The following is a 14,217-nucleotide window of genomic DNA, read 5'->3' as shown; positions in this document are numbered from 1 at the left end:
CAGGCGAACCTCGCCGTAAATCAGTGTATGTCGGAGTGAGCGCGCTCCAGCGTCGGCAAGGCCACTTGTTTCAACGCGATGCGCAGAGCATGGACTGCGGCTTGGAGCGCGGCGAACCATAGCCCCGCAGCGACCGCGATTTTGGCCCACCAGATCGGTACTTGGAAATAGCCCCAGCGGAATTCGCGGATCGAAAACGAATAGATCGCTTCCCGAGTTGCGGGCCATGCCAGCATGGCAAACGTAAGCCCGGCAAACAGCCACGCCAAAGATGTGCAGCCGCGAGACCACGGTCTGGGCAACGCGTCGGTCATCATCGTGACACGGATATGTCCGTCATCAAGCAACGTCGCGCCAAGCCCCATGAAGACCACCATCACCATCGACATTTCCGTCATTTCGAAAAGCCCCGGCACCGCACGTCCAAAGAGGGCGCGGGCCACCACATCCAATGTGATGGCCACCATCATGAAGGCAAGAAAGCTCAATGCCACCCATGATGTGATCCGGGTAATCCCGTCGAGCAGGCGGTTCAAACGCGCCAGCATCGCTTACAGGCCTGCCGCGATTTCGACCGGGCGCTTCATTGTGCCCGTCCCTGCGTGGCGTGCGATGGCGTCTTCCACGACTTTCTGCATTGCGTCCCCGTCAATGCCGTTCGGCTTGGCGACTGTCTCAACCCATTTGTTGACCTGAGCGGGTTGAACCGTGGCTTTGGCCTTGGCCTTTTCCGCGTCGGACAGAGAGGACAGGGTCACGCCTTCTGAGATCGCCTTTTGCACGTACTCGGCCAACACCTTGTTGTAGATTTCGGCAAATTTCCCGGCGTAAAGCTCATTGGCGAGATCGGTACACACCTGTTGATGCGCGGCAGGCAGGCCTTCCCAAACGCGGCGGTTCATCACTGTCACCGCAGGGGCATGAGGACCATCGCCGATGTCATGGAAATTCGGTGCAATCTCGTGCAGCTTATAGGCCACGGCGGTGACAAAATCGAACCCGTAGACCCCATCGAGCACACCGCGTTCAAGCGCTTGATACACTTCGCCCGCCGCCATTGGCACGGCGATGCCACCAAAGCCTTCGATCACATCCGTGGCCACACCATAGGCGCGGATTTTCTTGCCTTTGAGATCGGCAAGCGAGGTGATCGGCTCACGCATGATGAGGGGGGCGTAGTTCCAGTTGGTCCAGTACAGCACCTTAGAGCGATGCCGGTCTTCCCATTCCTGACGCAGTGGCGCGAAGTTTTCGTAGACATCGCGGCACACCAATTGCAGTTCGTCGGCGCGCTCCATACGGAAATACCACTCAAGCCCACGTGTGACTGGAAGTTCGGCCTGATAATAGCCCGGAGCAATCAGAGTTGCCTCGCTCGTCCCATCACGCACAGCGCCAAGATGTTCACCCACTTTGTTGAGGCTCCCAGCCCAGTAGTATTTCATACTGATGTCACCGTTTGTGCGCTTTTCCAGTTCTTCAAAGAACCAGCGATCAACCCAAGACGGTCCGGCGGTTTCACTCACGTAGCTGTCGAATTTCAGCGAAGTTGCAGCCTGCGCAAAACCAGGCAGGTTCGAGAACATCCCAGCTCCCGCCAGAGCGCCTGTGGTTTTCAAAAAGTCACGTCTTTTCATTGTATTGTCTCCTCCAATGTTCCCGAGCTCCTCCTGCCCGGTTGTCTTGTTTTCCGGTTCAAACCGGCGCAGCCTCAGATGCAGCTTGGGTTCTAAGGTCCGTTTTCAAAACTTTCCCATAGCTGTTCTTGGGTAGATCCTTGACGAATTCGTAGCGTTTTGGGCGTTTGAACGCCGCGATATGTTGGCGGCACCAACGGTCGAGTTCCGGCACGCTGGCGCTTTGCCCGTGTTCGAACACGACATAGGCGAGCACCTGTTCGCCCCAGTCCGGTTCGGGCACTCCGATCACGGCAACCTCGAAAACGGCCGGATGGCACAACAGCGCTTCTTCGACCTCACGGGGGTAAATATTTGTCCCCCCGGAGATGATCACATCCTTCGAGCGGTCGGTGAGATAGAGAAACCCGTCCTCGTCCAGATGCCCGAGGTCGCCGGTATGAAGCCACCCGCCATTTAGGGCCTGTTCACTGGCTTGCGCGTTTTTCCAATAGCCCTGCATGACAGTTGGCCCCTGAACGCAAATTTCTCCCGTCACTCCCGGTGGCACAACAGAGCCATCGGGGCCAAGCACCGCGAGCGTGACAGCACCTTGCGCAATGCCGACAGAGGCACGGCGGGCTTGCCAGCGCGGGTTCGACTGATCCGCGACCAAATCCCGACCAAGGACGGAAATTGTCATCGGCGTTTCGCCCTGACCGTAAATCTGGACAAAACGGGGACCATAACAGGTGAGGGCTTCATTGATATCATTCGCATACATCGGCCCGCCTCCGTAAATGATCGTGCGAATGCCCTCGCCGGTATATCCCAGCGCTTTTGAGGCGGCGATCAGCCGTTTCACCATGGTGGGAGCCGCAAAGAAAACGAGATTTCCCCGTGTCTTGGCAAGGCCGATGATCTCTTCGCTGTCAAACCCGTGCGACGCGGGAATGAGATGGGCACCCCCGGCACGGATTTGCGCGAACATATAAAGGCCCGCCCCATGCGACATCGGTGCAGCATAGAGCATGTGATCATTGGGGTGCGCGGCATCGACGTCCAAGGCGTAACAGAGCGTCATCTGACGCACGTTCCCATGGCTCAGCATCACCCCTTTGGGGGTTCCTGTCGTGCCCGACGTGTAGAACAGCCACGCGAGATCCTGATCTTCTACCTGCGCAGGGGCCGCGACCTTTTCATCTTGTGTGACGGGCATACAGAGCGCTGCTTCGTGAATGTCGGCCTGTTCTGCAAACAACGCCCCGCTTTGCGTGAACACCAGTGCGGCTTCTGAATCTCGAATGATCCATTCGGCTTCGCGTGGGTGAAGTTTGCAATTGATCGGCACAACCACGGCACCAAGCCACCAACAGGCATGAAGCACTTCAATATATTCGGGTGCGTTCTTGGCAAAAACCGCCACCCTATCCCCCGCCTGAACACCATGTTCAGTTCGCAGCCACGCGGCGCGGTTACAGGTCGTCTGCAAGAGGTCAGCATAGGTCTGGCGCAACACGTCGCCCTCATACAGGGCAGGGCGGTTTGGCCAAGACAAGGCCGTTTGATACAGCCAATTCGCGATATTCATCGTCTTTTCAGTCCTTGGATCATCTGGGTCAGGGGGTCATCTGATTTAGGCGCGGTCGGCCTTTAAAATCGTCGCATAATTGGCGACAGCCGCCCCGCCCATGTTGAAGGCAAGCCCCCATTGCGCACCTTCGCGCTGGATGCTCCCCGCGCGTCCGGTCAGTTGCCGAAACCCCAGCGCATGCATGGAAACGCCTGTGGCCCCGACCGGATGGCCTTTGGCCTTGAGGCCGCCCGACAGGTTCACCGGCGTGCGACCGTCCGCATAGACTGTCCCCTCACTCAAAGCACGGACGCCCTGCCCCTTGGGAGCAAGCCCCATTGCCTCATAGATCAGCAATTCGGCAGGTGTGAAGCAATCATGGACCTCGGCGAAATCGAGATCGGAAACGGTGATGCCCGCCGTCTTATAGGCCATTTGAATGGCGCGTTCGGGGCCCTCGAAGGCTACAAAATCACGACGGTTCATCGGTAGGAAATCGGACACATGTTCGGCAGCGGCCACCAAAACCCGTGCCGTCGCATCGCTCGCATGTGCCGCGCCTGCGCTCAACACAATGGCTGCTGCGCCATCCGTGACCAACGAACAATCACTCAATCGAAGCGGGGGCGCGATCAACGGGTTTCTCTCGCTCACCTCACGGCAGAATTCATAGGGCAGCGCCTTATGCATATGTGCCAAAGGGTTTTTCATCGCGTTTTCATGGTTCTTGGCGGCGATGCGTGCAAATGTGTCCATGGGATCACCGTAACGCTCGGCATACTGCTCCGCCGCGACGGCAAAGACTTGGGGAAAGCTCAATGCCGCTTCAGCCGCATCATTTTGATACCCAGCCCCCGCCAATGCGGTGGTGACATCGGGTGTCGAGCGATGGGTCATCTTTTCGGCACCAACAACCAAGACGTTGCGGGCGCGTCCTGCCCGAATGGCGTTCAACCCGGCATGGATCGCCGCTGCACCAGACGCACAGGCATTTTCACACCGCGTTGCGGGTTTGAACCGCAAATCAGGGTGGGCCTGCAAAATGAGGGAGGAGGCAAAACCATCCGGCACAAGCCCGGAATTGAAATGCCCCAGAAACACAGCATCAATGTCCGCGGGAGGAATCTGGGCTTCCTCGATCGCCTCGCGGGCGGTGTCGACGATCAAATCCTCAAGGCTTTGCTCCAAACGGCCAAAACGCGTGTGACCGGAACCGGTGATAAAGATGTCTGTGGTCATGAAATATCCTCCTGCCATAAGGGTCATGCAAAAAACACATGGCAGCAATTCGTAGAATTACGTATAAATCTACGTATGAACTACGTAGATGCACGTGCAGCGAAAGGGGCGGTTAGATGAATTACGATCAAATTTCCGAGGCAGATCTCGATTTAACCGGGTTCATGGATGCCCCGATTGGCCTCATGGTTCTTTCAAATCGTGTGATTCAACGCGCCAATACGGAGATGGAGCGTATCTTTGGCTGGACCCGTGACGAGCTTGAGGGGCAGTCCATCCGCATCCTCTACCCGTCGAGTGTGGATTACGAAAAGACAGGCGCACGGTGGCAGAGGTGGCTTAAGGGCCGACCGCGCTATGCCGATGAACGGTTCATGCAATGTCGCAGCGGCGAAATCATCTGGACCCGCGCTGCGGCGCGCACCCTGACGCCGACCGATCCCTTTCGGTTCATGGTCTGGACCTTTGAACATCTGGAAAATAGCCCCACAACATCGGCGACACTGACCCCGCGCGAACGTGAAGTCGCGCGGTATATTGTGAATGGCTACACCAGCAAAGAGACAGGGCAGGCCATGGGCATTTCGCCGCGCACAGTTGAGGTCCATCGCAGTTCTGTCATGAAAAAACTCGGTGTACAGAATGCAGCCGAACTTGTCGCAAAGATGATTGTGCAGAGCTAAACGGCCCGGAACGATCGGCGGCCAAGAGGCTTAAGGCAAAACCTTGAGTTGGACCACCAAGGCCTCTCCCTACGACCATGCCGCAATCGCGTCATGATGAAAGCTAGTGGTTCCGTACACAATGGACAGGGTTTCTGAACCGTCTCGCGGTCCATCCAGCGAGCGGTCAATCTAGAACGGTGACAGCTTCGATTTCAACCTGAGCGCCCCCGGGCAAGGCTTTGGGTGCTGTCGCAAATTTTCCGCATGGTTGAGTGTAGGCTTGCGCTGGACATAGTTATGCTGCGAGGAGGCAAACTACCGGAACGCGGTGAGGCCATTGTTGTCGAATTGGCCCTTGCGGATCATATGCGCGGTCTCGATCCTAGATCGCCTCCACCGCATCGCGGATCGCGCGCATGTTTTTGCCATAGACTCCAGGCTGGGAAACAGACCCGCCCCGGAACACGGCCGACCCGGCGACCAGCACATCGGCCCCCGCCTGCGCCATTCCTGGTGCGGTCGTCGGGTCCATCCCGCCGTCGATCTCGATATGGATTTCACGGTCGCCGATCATCTTGCGCAGGTGTCGCACCTTGTCGGTCATGTCGATGTATTTCTGGCCACCGAAACCGGGGTTCACCGTCATGACACAGATCAGGTCTGTCAGGTCCAGCAGATGCGCCACCGCCTCGGCTGGCGTGCCGGGGTTGAGTGCCACACCCGCTTTCATGCCCGCGCCGCGGATCGCCTGAAGCGTGCGGTGGATGTGGGGGCCCGCCTCGACATGGGCGGTCAGGACATCGGCTCCGGCATCCGCATAGGCGTCGATGTAAGGGTCGACCGGCGCAATCATCAAGTGGACGTCCATGACGGTTTTCACATGTGGGCGGAATGCCTTTACCGCCATCGGGCCGAACGTCAGATTGGGCACGAAATGCCCGTCCATGACATCGACATGAACCCAATCGGCGCCCTCGGCCTCGATGGCCCGGATTTCCGCCCCGAAATTCGCGAAATCGGCGGACAGGATGGATGGTGCGATCTTGATGGATCGGTGGACTGTCATGACGTGGCCTCCAGGGCTTTGATAATGGGAACGAATTTTTCCGCTGTCAGGGATGCACCACCGACTAGACCGCCATCGACATCCGCAAGGGCGAAAATCCCGGCAGCGTTGGAGGCGTTCACCGACCCGCCATAGAGGATCGAAAGCGAAGGATCGGGCAATCTGGAGCGGATGAAGGCGTGGGTCTGTGCAATCTCGCCGATGCCGGGGGTCCGCCCTGTGCCGATCGCCCAGACGGGTTCGTAGGCAATGATCGTGTTGTCTGCATTGGCACCTTCGGGTAGCGACCCCGCGATCTGGTCGGCCAGCACGTCACGCGTCTGGCCCGTATGGTATTGGGTTTCGGTCTCTCCGATGCAGAGGATGGCGGTCAACCCGGCGTTCCATGCGGCTCCGCTTTTCGCGGCCACGATTTCATTGGTTTCACCGTGATCGGCGTGCCGTTCGCAATGGCCGACGATCACCATGCTTGCACCGGCGTCGGCCAGCATCCCGGCTGAGATGTCGCCGGTATGCGCCCCCGATTCCGACGCGTGACAGTCTTGTCCGCCAAGCGGCATGGTCACGCGGCCCCGCGCGACATGAAGAAGGGTTGCGGGCAAGCACAGACCCGTGCCGCAGGTGGCCTGCGCCGCCGCTGCGGCAATCTGGTCGACATCTGAGAGATTGGCCGTCAGGCCATTCATCTTCCAGTTGCCAATTGCGGAGCGACGTCGGGTCATTTGCATTCTCCGGTCAGGGAATCTGGGCCGGCGCAGACGCGCCGACCTATCGTTGATCTGGAATCAGAGGCTGCCATCGGCGTAGCGACGCGCCATATCGTCCATCGGGATGACCTTGATACTGGCGGCATTGCCCGCCGTGCCAAAGCGTTCAAACCGGTCGCGGCAGAGCTTTTCCATTTCCGCCATCGCGGGGATCGTGAATTTGCGCGGGTCGAACTCGGTCGGCTTGTCCTTCGCGACCTTGCGGAACTGGCCGGTGAGTGCCATGCGGATGTCGGTGTCAATGTTGACCTTGCGCACACCCGACTTGATGCCGCGCTCGATTTCTTCGACCGGCACGCCATAGGTCTGGGGCATCTCGCCGCCGCTTTCGTTGATCAGGTCTTGCAGGTATTGCGGGACCGAGCTTGATCCATGCATGACCAGATGCACGTCGGGGATCTTGGCGTGGATGTCCTCGATCCGCTGGATCGCCAGCGTCTCGCCGGTCGGCTTGGAACTGAATTTGTAAGCGCCGTGGCTGGTGCCGCAGGCAATGGCCAGCGCGTCCACTTTGGTCAGCTTGACAAAATCGAGCGATTCATCCGGGTCCGTGAGCAATTGCTCCTTGCTCAGCTTGCCTTCCGCGCCGGAACCATCTTCCTGTGCCGCTTCGCCGGTTTCCAGGCTACCCAGAACACCCAGTTCGCCTTCGACCGAAGCTCCGATCCAATGCGCCATCCGGGCCACGCGTTCGGTGATGGCAACGTTGTAATCCCAGTCAGCGGGGGTCTTCATGTCTTCCATGAGTGAGCCATCCATCATCACCGAGGTGAACCCGTGGCGGATTGCGGACAGGCAGGTCGCTTCGTTGTTGCCGTGATCCTGGTGCATGCAGATCGGAATATCGGGATACATTTCGGACAATGCCTGGATCATGTGGCGCAGCATGATATCGCCCGCATAGGACCGCGCGCCGCGGCTGGCCTGCATGATGACAGGCGCATCGCAGGCGGCGGCGGCCTTCATGATCGCCAGACCCTGTTCCATGTTGTTGATGTTGAAGGCGGGAACGCCGTAGCCCTTTTCAGCGGCGTGATCGAGCAGTTGACGAAGTGTAATCAAAGCCATTTTGAATCCTTTCAGGCCGCTTTCGCGGCGTCTTGCAATGCGGCGATACCGGGCAGCGTCTTGCCCTCCAGCCATTCCAGGAAAGCGCCTCCGGCAGAGGAGACATAGGTGAAGTCATCGGCGACCCCGGCCACGTTCAGAGCCGCGACAGTATCGCCACCCCCCGCAACCGAGACGGCCAGACCTTGACGGGTCAGATCGGCGGCGGATTGGGCCAAACGCATGGTGGACTGATCGAAGGGCTGGATTTCAAAGGCACCCAAAGGGCCGTTCCACAGGATCGTCCTGCACTCCGCCAGGATCGACTGAAACCGTGTCAGTGCCCTTGGTCCGGCGTCCAGGATCATCGCATCGGCCGGGCAGGCATCATTTCGCACAATATCGTGCCTGGCATGCGCGGCAAAATCTTTGGCCGCGACGACATCCTCGGGCAAGTGCAGGGCGCAGTTTGCTCTTTGCGCCAAGCTCTGAATCTCTCGCACGGTGTCGATCTGGTCGGCCTCGTGCAGCGATTTGCCCATCGGGGCGCCGTTCGCGAACAGAAAGGTATTCGCCATGCCGCCGCCGATGATGACGTGATCGACCTTTGCGACAAGGTTCTTGAGAACCGCGATCTTGGTCGAAACCTTTGCACCCCCCACGAGGGCGACAGACGGCCGCTCGGGGTCTTCCAGCGCGGCGCCCAGCATGGAGAGCTCTTCCATCAGCAAAGGCCCAGCGTAAGACGGCATGAGCCGAGCAATCGCCTCGGTCGAGGCATGGGCGCGATGCGCACAGGAGAAGGCATCGTTGACATAGAATTCGCCCAGTTCGGCCAGAGCCGCTGCAAAGCCAGGATCGTTCGTGGTTTCGCCGGGGTTGTAGCGCAAGTTCTCGCACAACAGCACCTCACCGTTCGCCAACGCGTCGGCGCGGACCTTGGCCGCGTTCGTGGCGCATGTGTCGGAGAATTTCACCGGGACGCCCAAAGCATCCGATAAGGCCGGGCGCAATGTGTTTACGGAAAAGGCCGGGTCGAGGACATTTGGCGTGGGCCGACCGAAATGGGTGATGATGACCAGCCGCGCGCCACGCTCCAGAAGAGGTTTCATCCCGCCTGCAAAGCGTGTGATCCGGGTTGCGTCGGTCACTTTGCCGGCCTCGACAGGCACATTGAGATCGGCGCGCACGACAAGTGTCTTGCCGCAAACCTCCACATCCATGATTGAAGGTATCGTCATCCGATGAGCGCCCCCATCGCCACCGCCGTATCGGACATTCGGTTGGAGAACCCCCATTCGTTGTCGTACCAGGACAGGATGCGGACCATGCGACCGTCCATCACCTTGGTCTGGTCCATGTGAAAGACCGACGAATGGGGGTCGTGATTGAAATCGGCGGACACGTTGGGATGGTCGGTAAAACCCAGCACGCCCTTCATTGGACCATTGGCAGCGGCGCGGATGGTGGCGTTGACCTCTTCGACCGTGGTATCACGAGCGGCTTCGAAGACCAGATCGACGACCGAGACGTTTGGCGTCGGGACGCGGATCGCCACGCCATCCAGCTTGCCCGCCAGTTCCGGCAGCACAAGCCCCACCGCCTTGGCCGCCCCGGTCGAGGTCGGGATCATCGACAGTGCCGCGGCGCGGGCGCGGTAGAGATCGCCACGCATGTAATCCAGCGTCGGCTGGTCGCCGGTATAGCTGTGGATCGTGGTCATGAAACCCTTGGAGATCCCGATGGCGTCATTCAGGGCTTTGGCGACCGGCGACAGGCAGTTGGTGGTGCAGGATGCGTTGGAAACAACGGTGTCAGCCGCCGTCAGCGTTTTGTGATTGACCCCGTAGACGATGGTCTTGTCGGCACCGGACGCAGGGGCCGACACCAGCACGCGTTTGGATCCGTTTTCAAGATGCAAGACAGCTTTGTCGCGGTCGGTGAAAAGGCCGGTGCATTCCATCGCGATGTCGACGTCACCCCAAGGCAGGTCTTTCGGATCGCGGATCGACGTGACCTTGATCCGGCCACGGCCCACGTCGATCCAGTCCTCGCCCGTCGTGACCTCTCCGGGGAAACGCCCGTGCACGCTGTCGAACCGCAATAGGTGGGCGTTCGTCTCTACCGGACCAAGGTCATTGATGGCGACAACTTCGATATCGGTGCGACCGGATTCAACGATCGCGCGAAGCACATTCCGTCCGATACGGCCAAAGCCGTTGATGGCAACTTTCACTGTCATGACTGTCTCTCTTTCTTGGTTTTCTAGGGTCAGAGGCGCGCCTTGGCGGCATCGACAACCGCTCCGGCGGTGATGCCGAAATGCTTATAGAGGGCCTCTGCCGGGGCTGAGGCACCAAAGCCTGTCATGCCGACAAAGCCGTCCTCGGCGCGCAATACGGCATCCCAGCTCATGCGGATGGCGGCCTCGATACCGACGCGCGGGACATTGCCCAGCACTTCGGCGCGATAGGCGTCGGGTTGCTGGCCGAACAGTTCGAAGGACGGGGCCGACACCACGGCAGCCTTGATGCCACCCTCAGCCAGGGCGTCGGCGGCATTCATTGCGATTTCCACCTCGGACCCGGTCGCGATCAACGTCACGTCACGCCCGCCATGCGGTTCGCGCAAGACATAAGCGCCTCTGGCCAACAGGTTCTCGCGCAGCGCGGTTTTGCGCATCGCGGGCAGGCCCTGCCGTGACAATGCCATCAGAACCGGTGTCTTTGTCGACGCCATCGCGACTTCCCAGGCTTCCGCCGTTTCCATCGCATCGCAGGGGCGAAGAACCGTCAGGTTAGGAATGGCGCGCAGGCTGGCCAGCGTCTCGACAGGCTGGTGGGTTGGGCCGTCTTCGCCAAGTCCGATGCTGTCATGGGTCATGACAAAAGTTGTGGGTACGCCCATCAAGGCGGCCAGCCGGATCGCCGGGCGGGCGTAATCGGCAAACACAAGGAAGGTTCCGCCATAGGGCTTGAACAGCCCCGAAAGGGACAGGCCATTCATCGCGGCCGACATGCCGAATTCGCGGATGCCGTAGTTGATGTAACGGCCGGTGAAATCTCTCGCGTTGACCGCTGTCATATCCTTGGTCTGGGTCAGGTTCGACCCTGTCAGATCCGCCGAGCCGCCGATGGTAAAAGGCAGGGCGGCGTTGACGACCTCAAGCGCCATCTGGCTTGCCTTGCGGGTGGCGACTTTGGGCAGGTCCTGCGCCAGTTTGGCCTTGTAATCCATCATTGCCTTGGTGAGAGGGCCGATGTCGGCATCGAGATGTAGCTGCAATGCGTCATGGTCCGGCGACGCCGCAAACGATGCTTCCCATGTCTTGCGTGCTTCGGCGCCGCGGGCCGCGATCTTGTGCCACGCGGAATACACATCGGCGGGAATGTCAAAGGCCGGATGATCCCAAGCCAACTCCCTGCGCGCGGCGGCGATCTCGTCGTTGCCCAGCGGCGCGCCATGCACGTCGTGACCGCCCTGCTTGTTCGGGGCCCCGAATCCGATGACTGTCCGGCAGGCAATCATTGATGGACGCGGGTCTTTGCGCGCATCTCCAATGGCCTTTGCGATACTGTCCGGGTCATGGCCGTCAACCGACAGGACATGCCAGCCGGCGGCGGCAAAGCGTGCTTGTTGATCGGTCGAGGTCGACAGACTGGTGTCCCCGTCGATGGTGATCTTGTTGTCGTCCCAAAGGACGATCAGATGCCCCAATTTCAGATGCCCGGCCAAGTCGATGGCTTCGTGGCTTACGCCTTCCATCAGACAGCCATCACCAGCAATGACATAAGTGTAGTGGTCGATCAGATCGCCAAAGCGCGCGTGGCCCAGCCGTTCCGCAAGCGCCATGCCCACTGAAGTGGCCAGACCCTGGCCAAGGGGGCCGGTCGTCACTTCGATCCCTTTGGCATGGCCGTACTCCGGATGCCCCGCCGTGCGGTATCCCAACTGACGGAAGTTGCGGATCTGATCCATGTCCATGTCGTCATAGCCCAGCAGATGGTTGACGGCATAAAGCAACATCGACCCGTGCCCGGCAGACAATACGAACCGGTCGCGATTGGCCCAATCCGGTGCAGCCGGGTCGAGGGTCATGAACCGGTTGAACAGAACGGCGGCGACATCCGCCATTCCCATCGGCATGCCGGGGTGGCCGGAGTTGGCGGCCTGTACCGCATCCATGGCCAGTGCGCGGATGGCGTTGGCCATCCGGCGTTCATCAACGGTCTTGGTATAAGCATTCATGGTGTTCTTCCTTAGCGGCGCTGTTTGCGTGCAGTGGTGACCAGACGCTCGATCAGCGGCGTCAGGATAAGCTGCATCGCCAGATCGAGTTTGTTCCCCGGAACCACGATGGAATTGGCCCGGCTCATCCACGAGCCGTTGATCATTGAGGTCAAATAGGGAAAATCGATGCCGCGCGGGTTCCGGAAGCGGATCACGATCAGGCTTTCGTCCGGCGTGGGAATCCAGCGCGCAATGAACGGGTTGGAGGTATCGACCATCGGGACACGTTGGAAATTGACATCCGTTTCGGTGAATTGCGGGCAGATGCAGTGCACATAGGCGTGCATCCGGCGCAGGATGGTGTCGGTCACGGCCTCGGTGGAATAGCCACGCGATTCGCGGTCTCGGTGTATCTTTTGAATCCATTCGAGATTGATCACGGGCACCACGCCGATCTTGAGGTCGGCCAGAGCGGCAAGATTGACCTCGTCATTGACGACCGAACCGTGCAGACCTTCGTAGAACAACAGGTCAGACTCATCGGGAAACGGTGCCCATGCGGTGAATTCACCCGGCGGCACACCGGTTTTCTCGGCCTCTTCGGCATCATGAACATAGGTCCGCGTGCGGCCCTTGCCCGTCTTGCCATACTCGCGAAACACCCTTTCCAGCTCACCAAGTTCGTTCGCAACATAGGAAAAATGTGAAAAGGTCTCGTCGCCTTCGGCCTTGCGCCGCTCCAGCTCAGCGCGCATATCGGCGCGATTATAGCGGTGAAACGCATCGCCTTCGATGGACACGGCTGAGATTTTCTCACGGCGAAAGATTTGATCGAATGTTTTCTTCACAGTCGACGTGCCAGCCCCGGAAGAACCGGTCACACTGATGATGGGGTACTTGCTGCTCATGATGACTCCTGAGAATTGACTGTCAGACGCGGAAAAGGCCGCGTTTTCCGAAGAGTGCGGAGGTCTCTTCATGAGGAAGGTCGTGGTAGGTTGCGACGCGTGTAACCTTGTTCTTCGAACCGAAGACAAAGGGGGTCCGAGCATGCAAAGCGTTCGGAACGCGGTCGAGAATGGCTTCTTGACCATCGGTTGCGCTGCCGCCTGCCTGTTCGATGAGGAAAGCGATGGGGGCGCATTCATAGACATAGCGAAGGCGTCCATGCTCGTATCCGGGGCGCGAATCGCCGGGATACAGGAAGATCCCGCCACGGGTGAGAATGCGATGTGTTTCCGCCACAAGCGAGGCGATCCACCGCATGTTAAAGTCGATCCTCGTCGGCCCTTCGGACCCCGCAACGCGGTCATCTACATAGGCGCGGATCGGAACATCCCAGTGGCGATAGTTCGATGAGTTGATGGCATATTCGACCGAGTTCGGGGGGATGGATGCGATCACGCCCAAGGACACGAAACGCCCGGTTTGCGGATCGAGGACGAACTTCAAAACCCCGTCGCCGACCGTCAGCAACAGCGCGCATTGCGGTCCGAATATTGCATAGCCAGAGGCCAGCAGGTCCCGTCCGGGGCGCAGAAATGACGCTTTCGGGTCGTCCATGGCAGGGAAGATGCCAAAGATCGTGCCGATGGAAACATTCGTGTCGATGTTGGAAGACCCGTCCAGCGGGTCGATCGCCAAAGCAAAGGCACCCCCTTCGTTCAGGGTAACGACGCTGTCCTGTTCTTCCGAGGCATAGTGTCGAACCTGACTGTTCGCCAATGCACTCATGAAAGCTTCGTCGGCAATGACGTCCAGAGCTTTTTGCGCATCGCCATCGGTGTTCATGCCGGCGGCGCCGCCAAGATTCTCATCAATTCCGCCGCGCGCGATACGATGCGACAAGGCCACGAACACCGAAGCCAAGCGATCCAGTAGGTCGCAAAGTTTGGGGTCGAGCCCGTCTGGCAACTGATTCAGCGTTTCCATTTTGGTATTCCTCCCAGAATGGAAATAACTTGCATGACTTCGAATTTTTATGGAATTTAAGAAATAGTAATCTGGATTAGGA

13 protein-coding genes are annotated in these 14,217 nt (G+C 59.2%); 1 reads left to right on the top strand and 12 read right to left on the bottom strand.

Annotated features, from left to right (window positions below):
• Positions 1-20: 20 nt before the first annotated feature.
• Genes BLT54_RS15575 through BLT54_RS15560 form a run of 4 tightly spaced genes read right to left on the bottom strand, consistent with a single transcriptional unit; the run spans position 21 to position 4,428 of the window.
• Complete coding sequence (locus tag BLT54_RS15575; protein WP_074646223.1) at positions 21-548, bottom strand: TRAP transporter small permease; 528 nt, start codon at positions 546-548, stop codon at positions 21-23.
• 3 nt (positions 549-551) lie between these two features.
• Entirely contained in the window at positions 552-1,637 is a 1,086-nt protein-coding gene (locus tag BLT54_RS15570; RefSeq protein ID WP_074646222.1) for a C4-dicarboxylate TRAP transporter substrate-binding protein, read from the bottom strand.
• 58 nt (positions 1,638-1,695) lie between these two features.
• Positions 1,696-3,207 carry a class I adenylate-forming enzyme family protein gene (locus BLT54_RS15565; protein ID WP_074646221.1) on the bottom strand — a complete coding sequence of 504 codons (1,512 nt, stop codon included), beginning with the start codon at positions 3,205-3,207 and terminating at the stop codon, positions 1,696-1,698.
• 45 nt (positions 3,208-3,252) lie between these two features.
• Positions 3,253-4,428, bottom strand: coding sequence for a thiolase domain-containing protein (locus BLT54_RS15560; protein ID WP_074646220.1), 1,176 nt, complete (start codon positions 4,426-4,428; stop codon positions 3,253-3,255).
• 116 nt (positions 4,429-4,544) lie between these two features.
• On the opposite strand from BLT54_RS15560, the gene BLT54_RS15555 reads away from it, so the two are divergent.
• On the top strand, positions 4,545-5,111 hold the full coding sequence (locus tag BLT54_RS15555) for a LuxR C-terminal-related transcriptional regulator (RefSeq protein ID WP_074646219.1): 567 nt from the start codon (positions 4,545-4,547) through the stop codon (positions 5,109-5,111).
• Positions 5,112-5,475: 364 nt separating this feature from the next.
• On the opposite strand, the gene rpe is transcribed toward BLT54_RS15555, so the two are convergent.
• From rpe to BLT54_RS15515, 8 genes are all read right to left on the bottom strand, one after another.
• Positions 5,476-6,159, bottom strand: coding sequence for a ribulose-phosphate 3-epimerase (gene rpe / locus BLT54_RS15550; RefSeq protein ID WP_074646218.1), 684 nt, complete (start codon positions 6,157-6,159; stop codon positions 5,476-5,478).
• A complete protein-coding gene (tpiA, locus tag BLT54_RS15545) occupies positions 6,156-6,881 on the bottom strand; it encodes a triose-phosphate isomerase (protein ID WP_074646217.1) in 726 nt (241 codons plus the stop codon). The genes rpe and tpiA overlap by 4 nt, the downstream gene beginning before the upstream one ends.
• 63 nt (positions 6,882-6,944) lie before the next feature.
• Positions 6,945-7,994, bottom strand: coding sequence for a class II fructose-bisphosphate aldolase (fba, locus tag BLT54_RS15540; RefSeq protein WP_074646216.1), 1,050 nt, complete (start codon positions 7,992-7,994; stop codon positions 6,945-6,947).
• An 11-nt stretch (positions 7,995-8,005) separates the two neighbouring features.
• Entirely contained in the window at positions 8,006-9,214 is a 1,209-nt protein-coding gene (locus BLT54_RS15535) for a phosphoglycerate kinase (protein WP_074646215.1), read from the bottom strand.
• Positions 9,211-10,215: a type I glyceraldehyde-3-phosphate dehydrogenase gene (gene gap / locus BLT54_RS15530; RefSeq protein ID WP_074646214.1), complete on the bottom strand. Its 1,005-nt coding sequence runs from the start codon at positions 10,213-10,215 to the stop codon at positions 9,211-9,213. Before gap ends, BLT54_RS15535 begins: the two co-directional genes overlap by 4 nt.
• A gap of 29 nt (positions 10,216-10,244) precedes the next feature.
• Positions 10,245-12,221 carry a transketolase gene (tkt, locus tag BLT54_RS15525; protein WP_074646213.1) on the bottom strand — a complete coding sequence of 659 codons (1,977 nt, stop codon included), beginning with the start codon at positions 12,219-12,221 and terminating at the stop codon, positions 10,245-10,247.
• Between the two features lie 11 nt (positions 12,222-12,232).
• A complete protein-coding gene (locus tag BLT54_RS15520) occupies positions 12,233-13,111 on the bottom strand; it encodes a phosphoribulokinase (RefSeq protein WP_074646212.1) in 879 nt (292 codons plus the stop codon).
• Positions 13,112-13,133: 22 nt separating this feature from the next.
• The gene (locus BLT54_RS15515) at positions 13,134-14,135 is read right to left on the bottom strand and encodes a class 1 fructose-bisphosphatase (protein ID WP_074646211.1); all 1,002 of its coding nucleotides are present in this window, start codon (positions 14,133-14,135) and stop codon (positions 13,134-13,136) included.
• Between the last annotated feature and the right edge of the window lie 82 nt (positions 14,136-14,217).

Source organism: Celeribacter baekdonensis (assembly GCF_900102315.1).
GTDB lineage: Bacteria > Pseudomonadota > Alphaproteobacteria > Rhodobacterales > Rhodobacteraceae > Celeribacter > Celeribacter baekdonensis.
The sequence above is the reverse complement of the archived record's forward strand: the minus strand, read 5'-3'. Positions and strand labels throughout refer to the sequence as shown.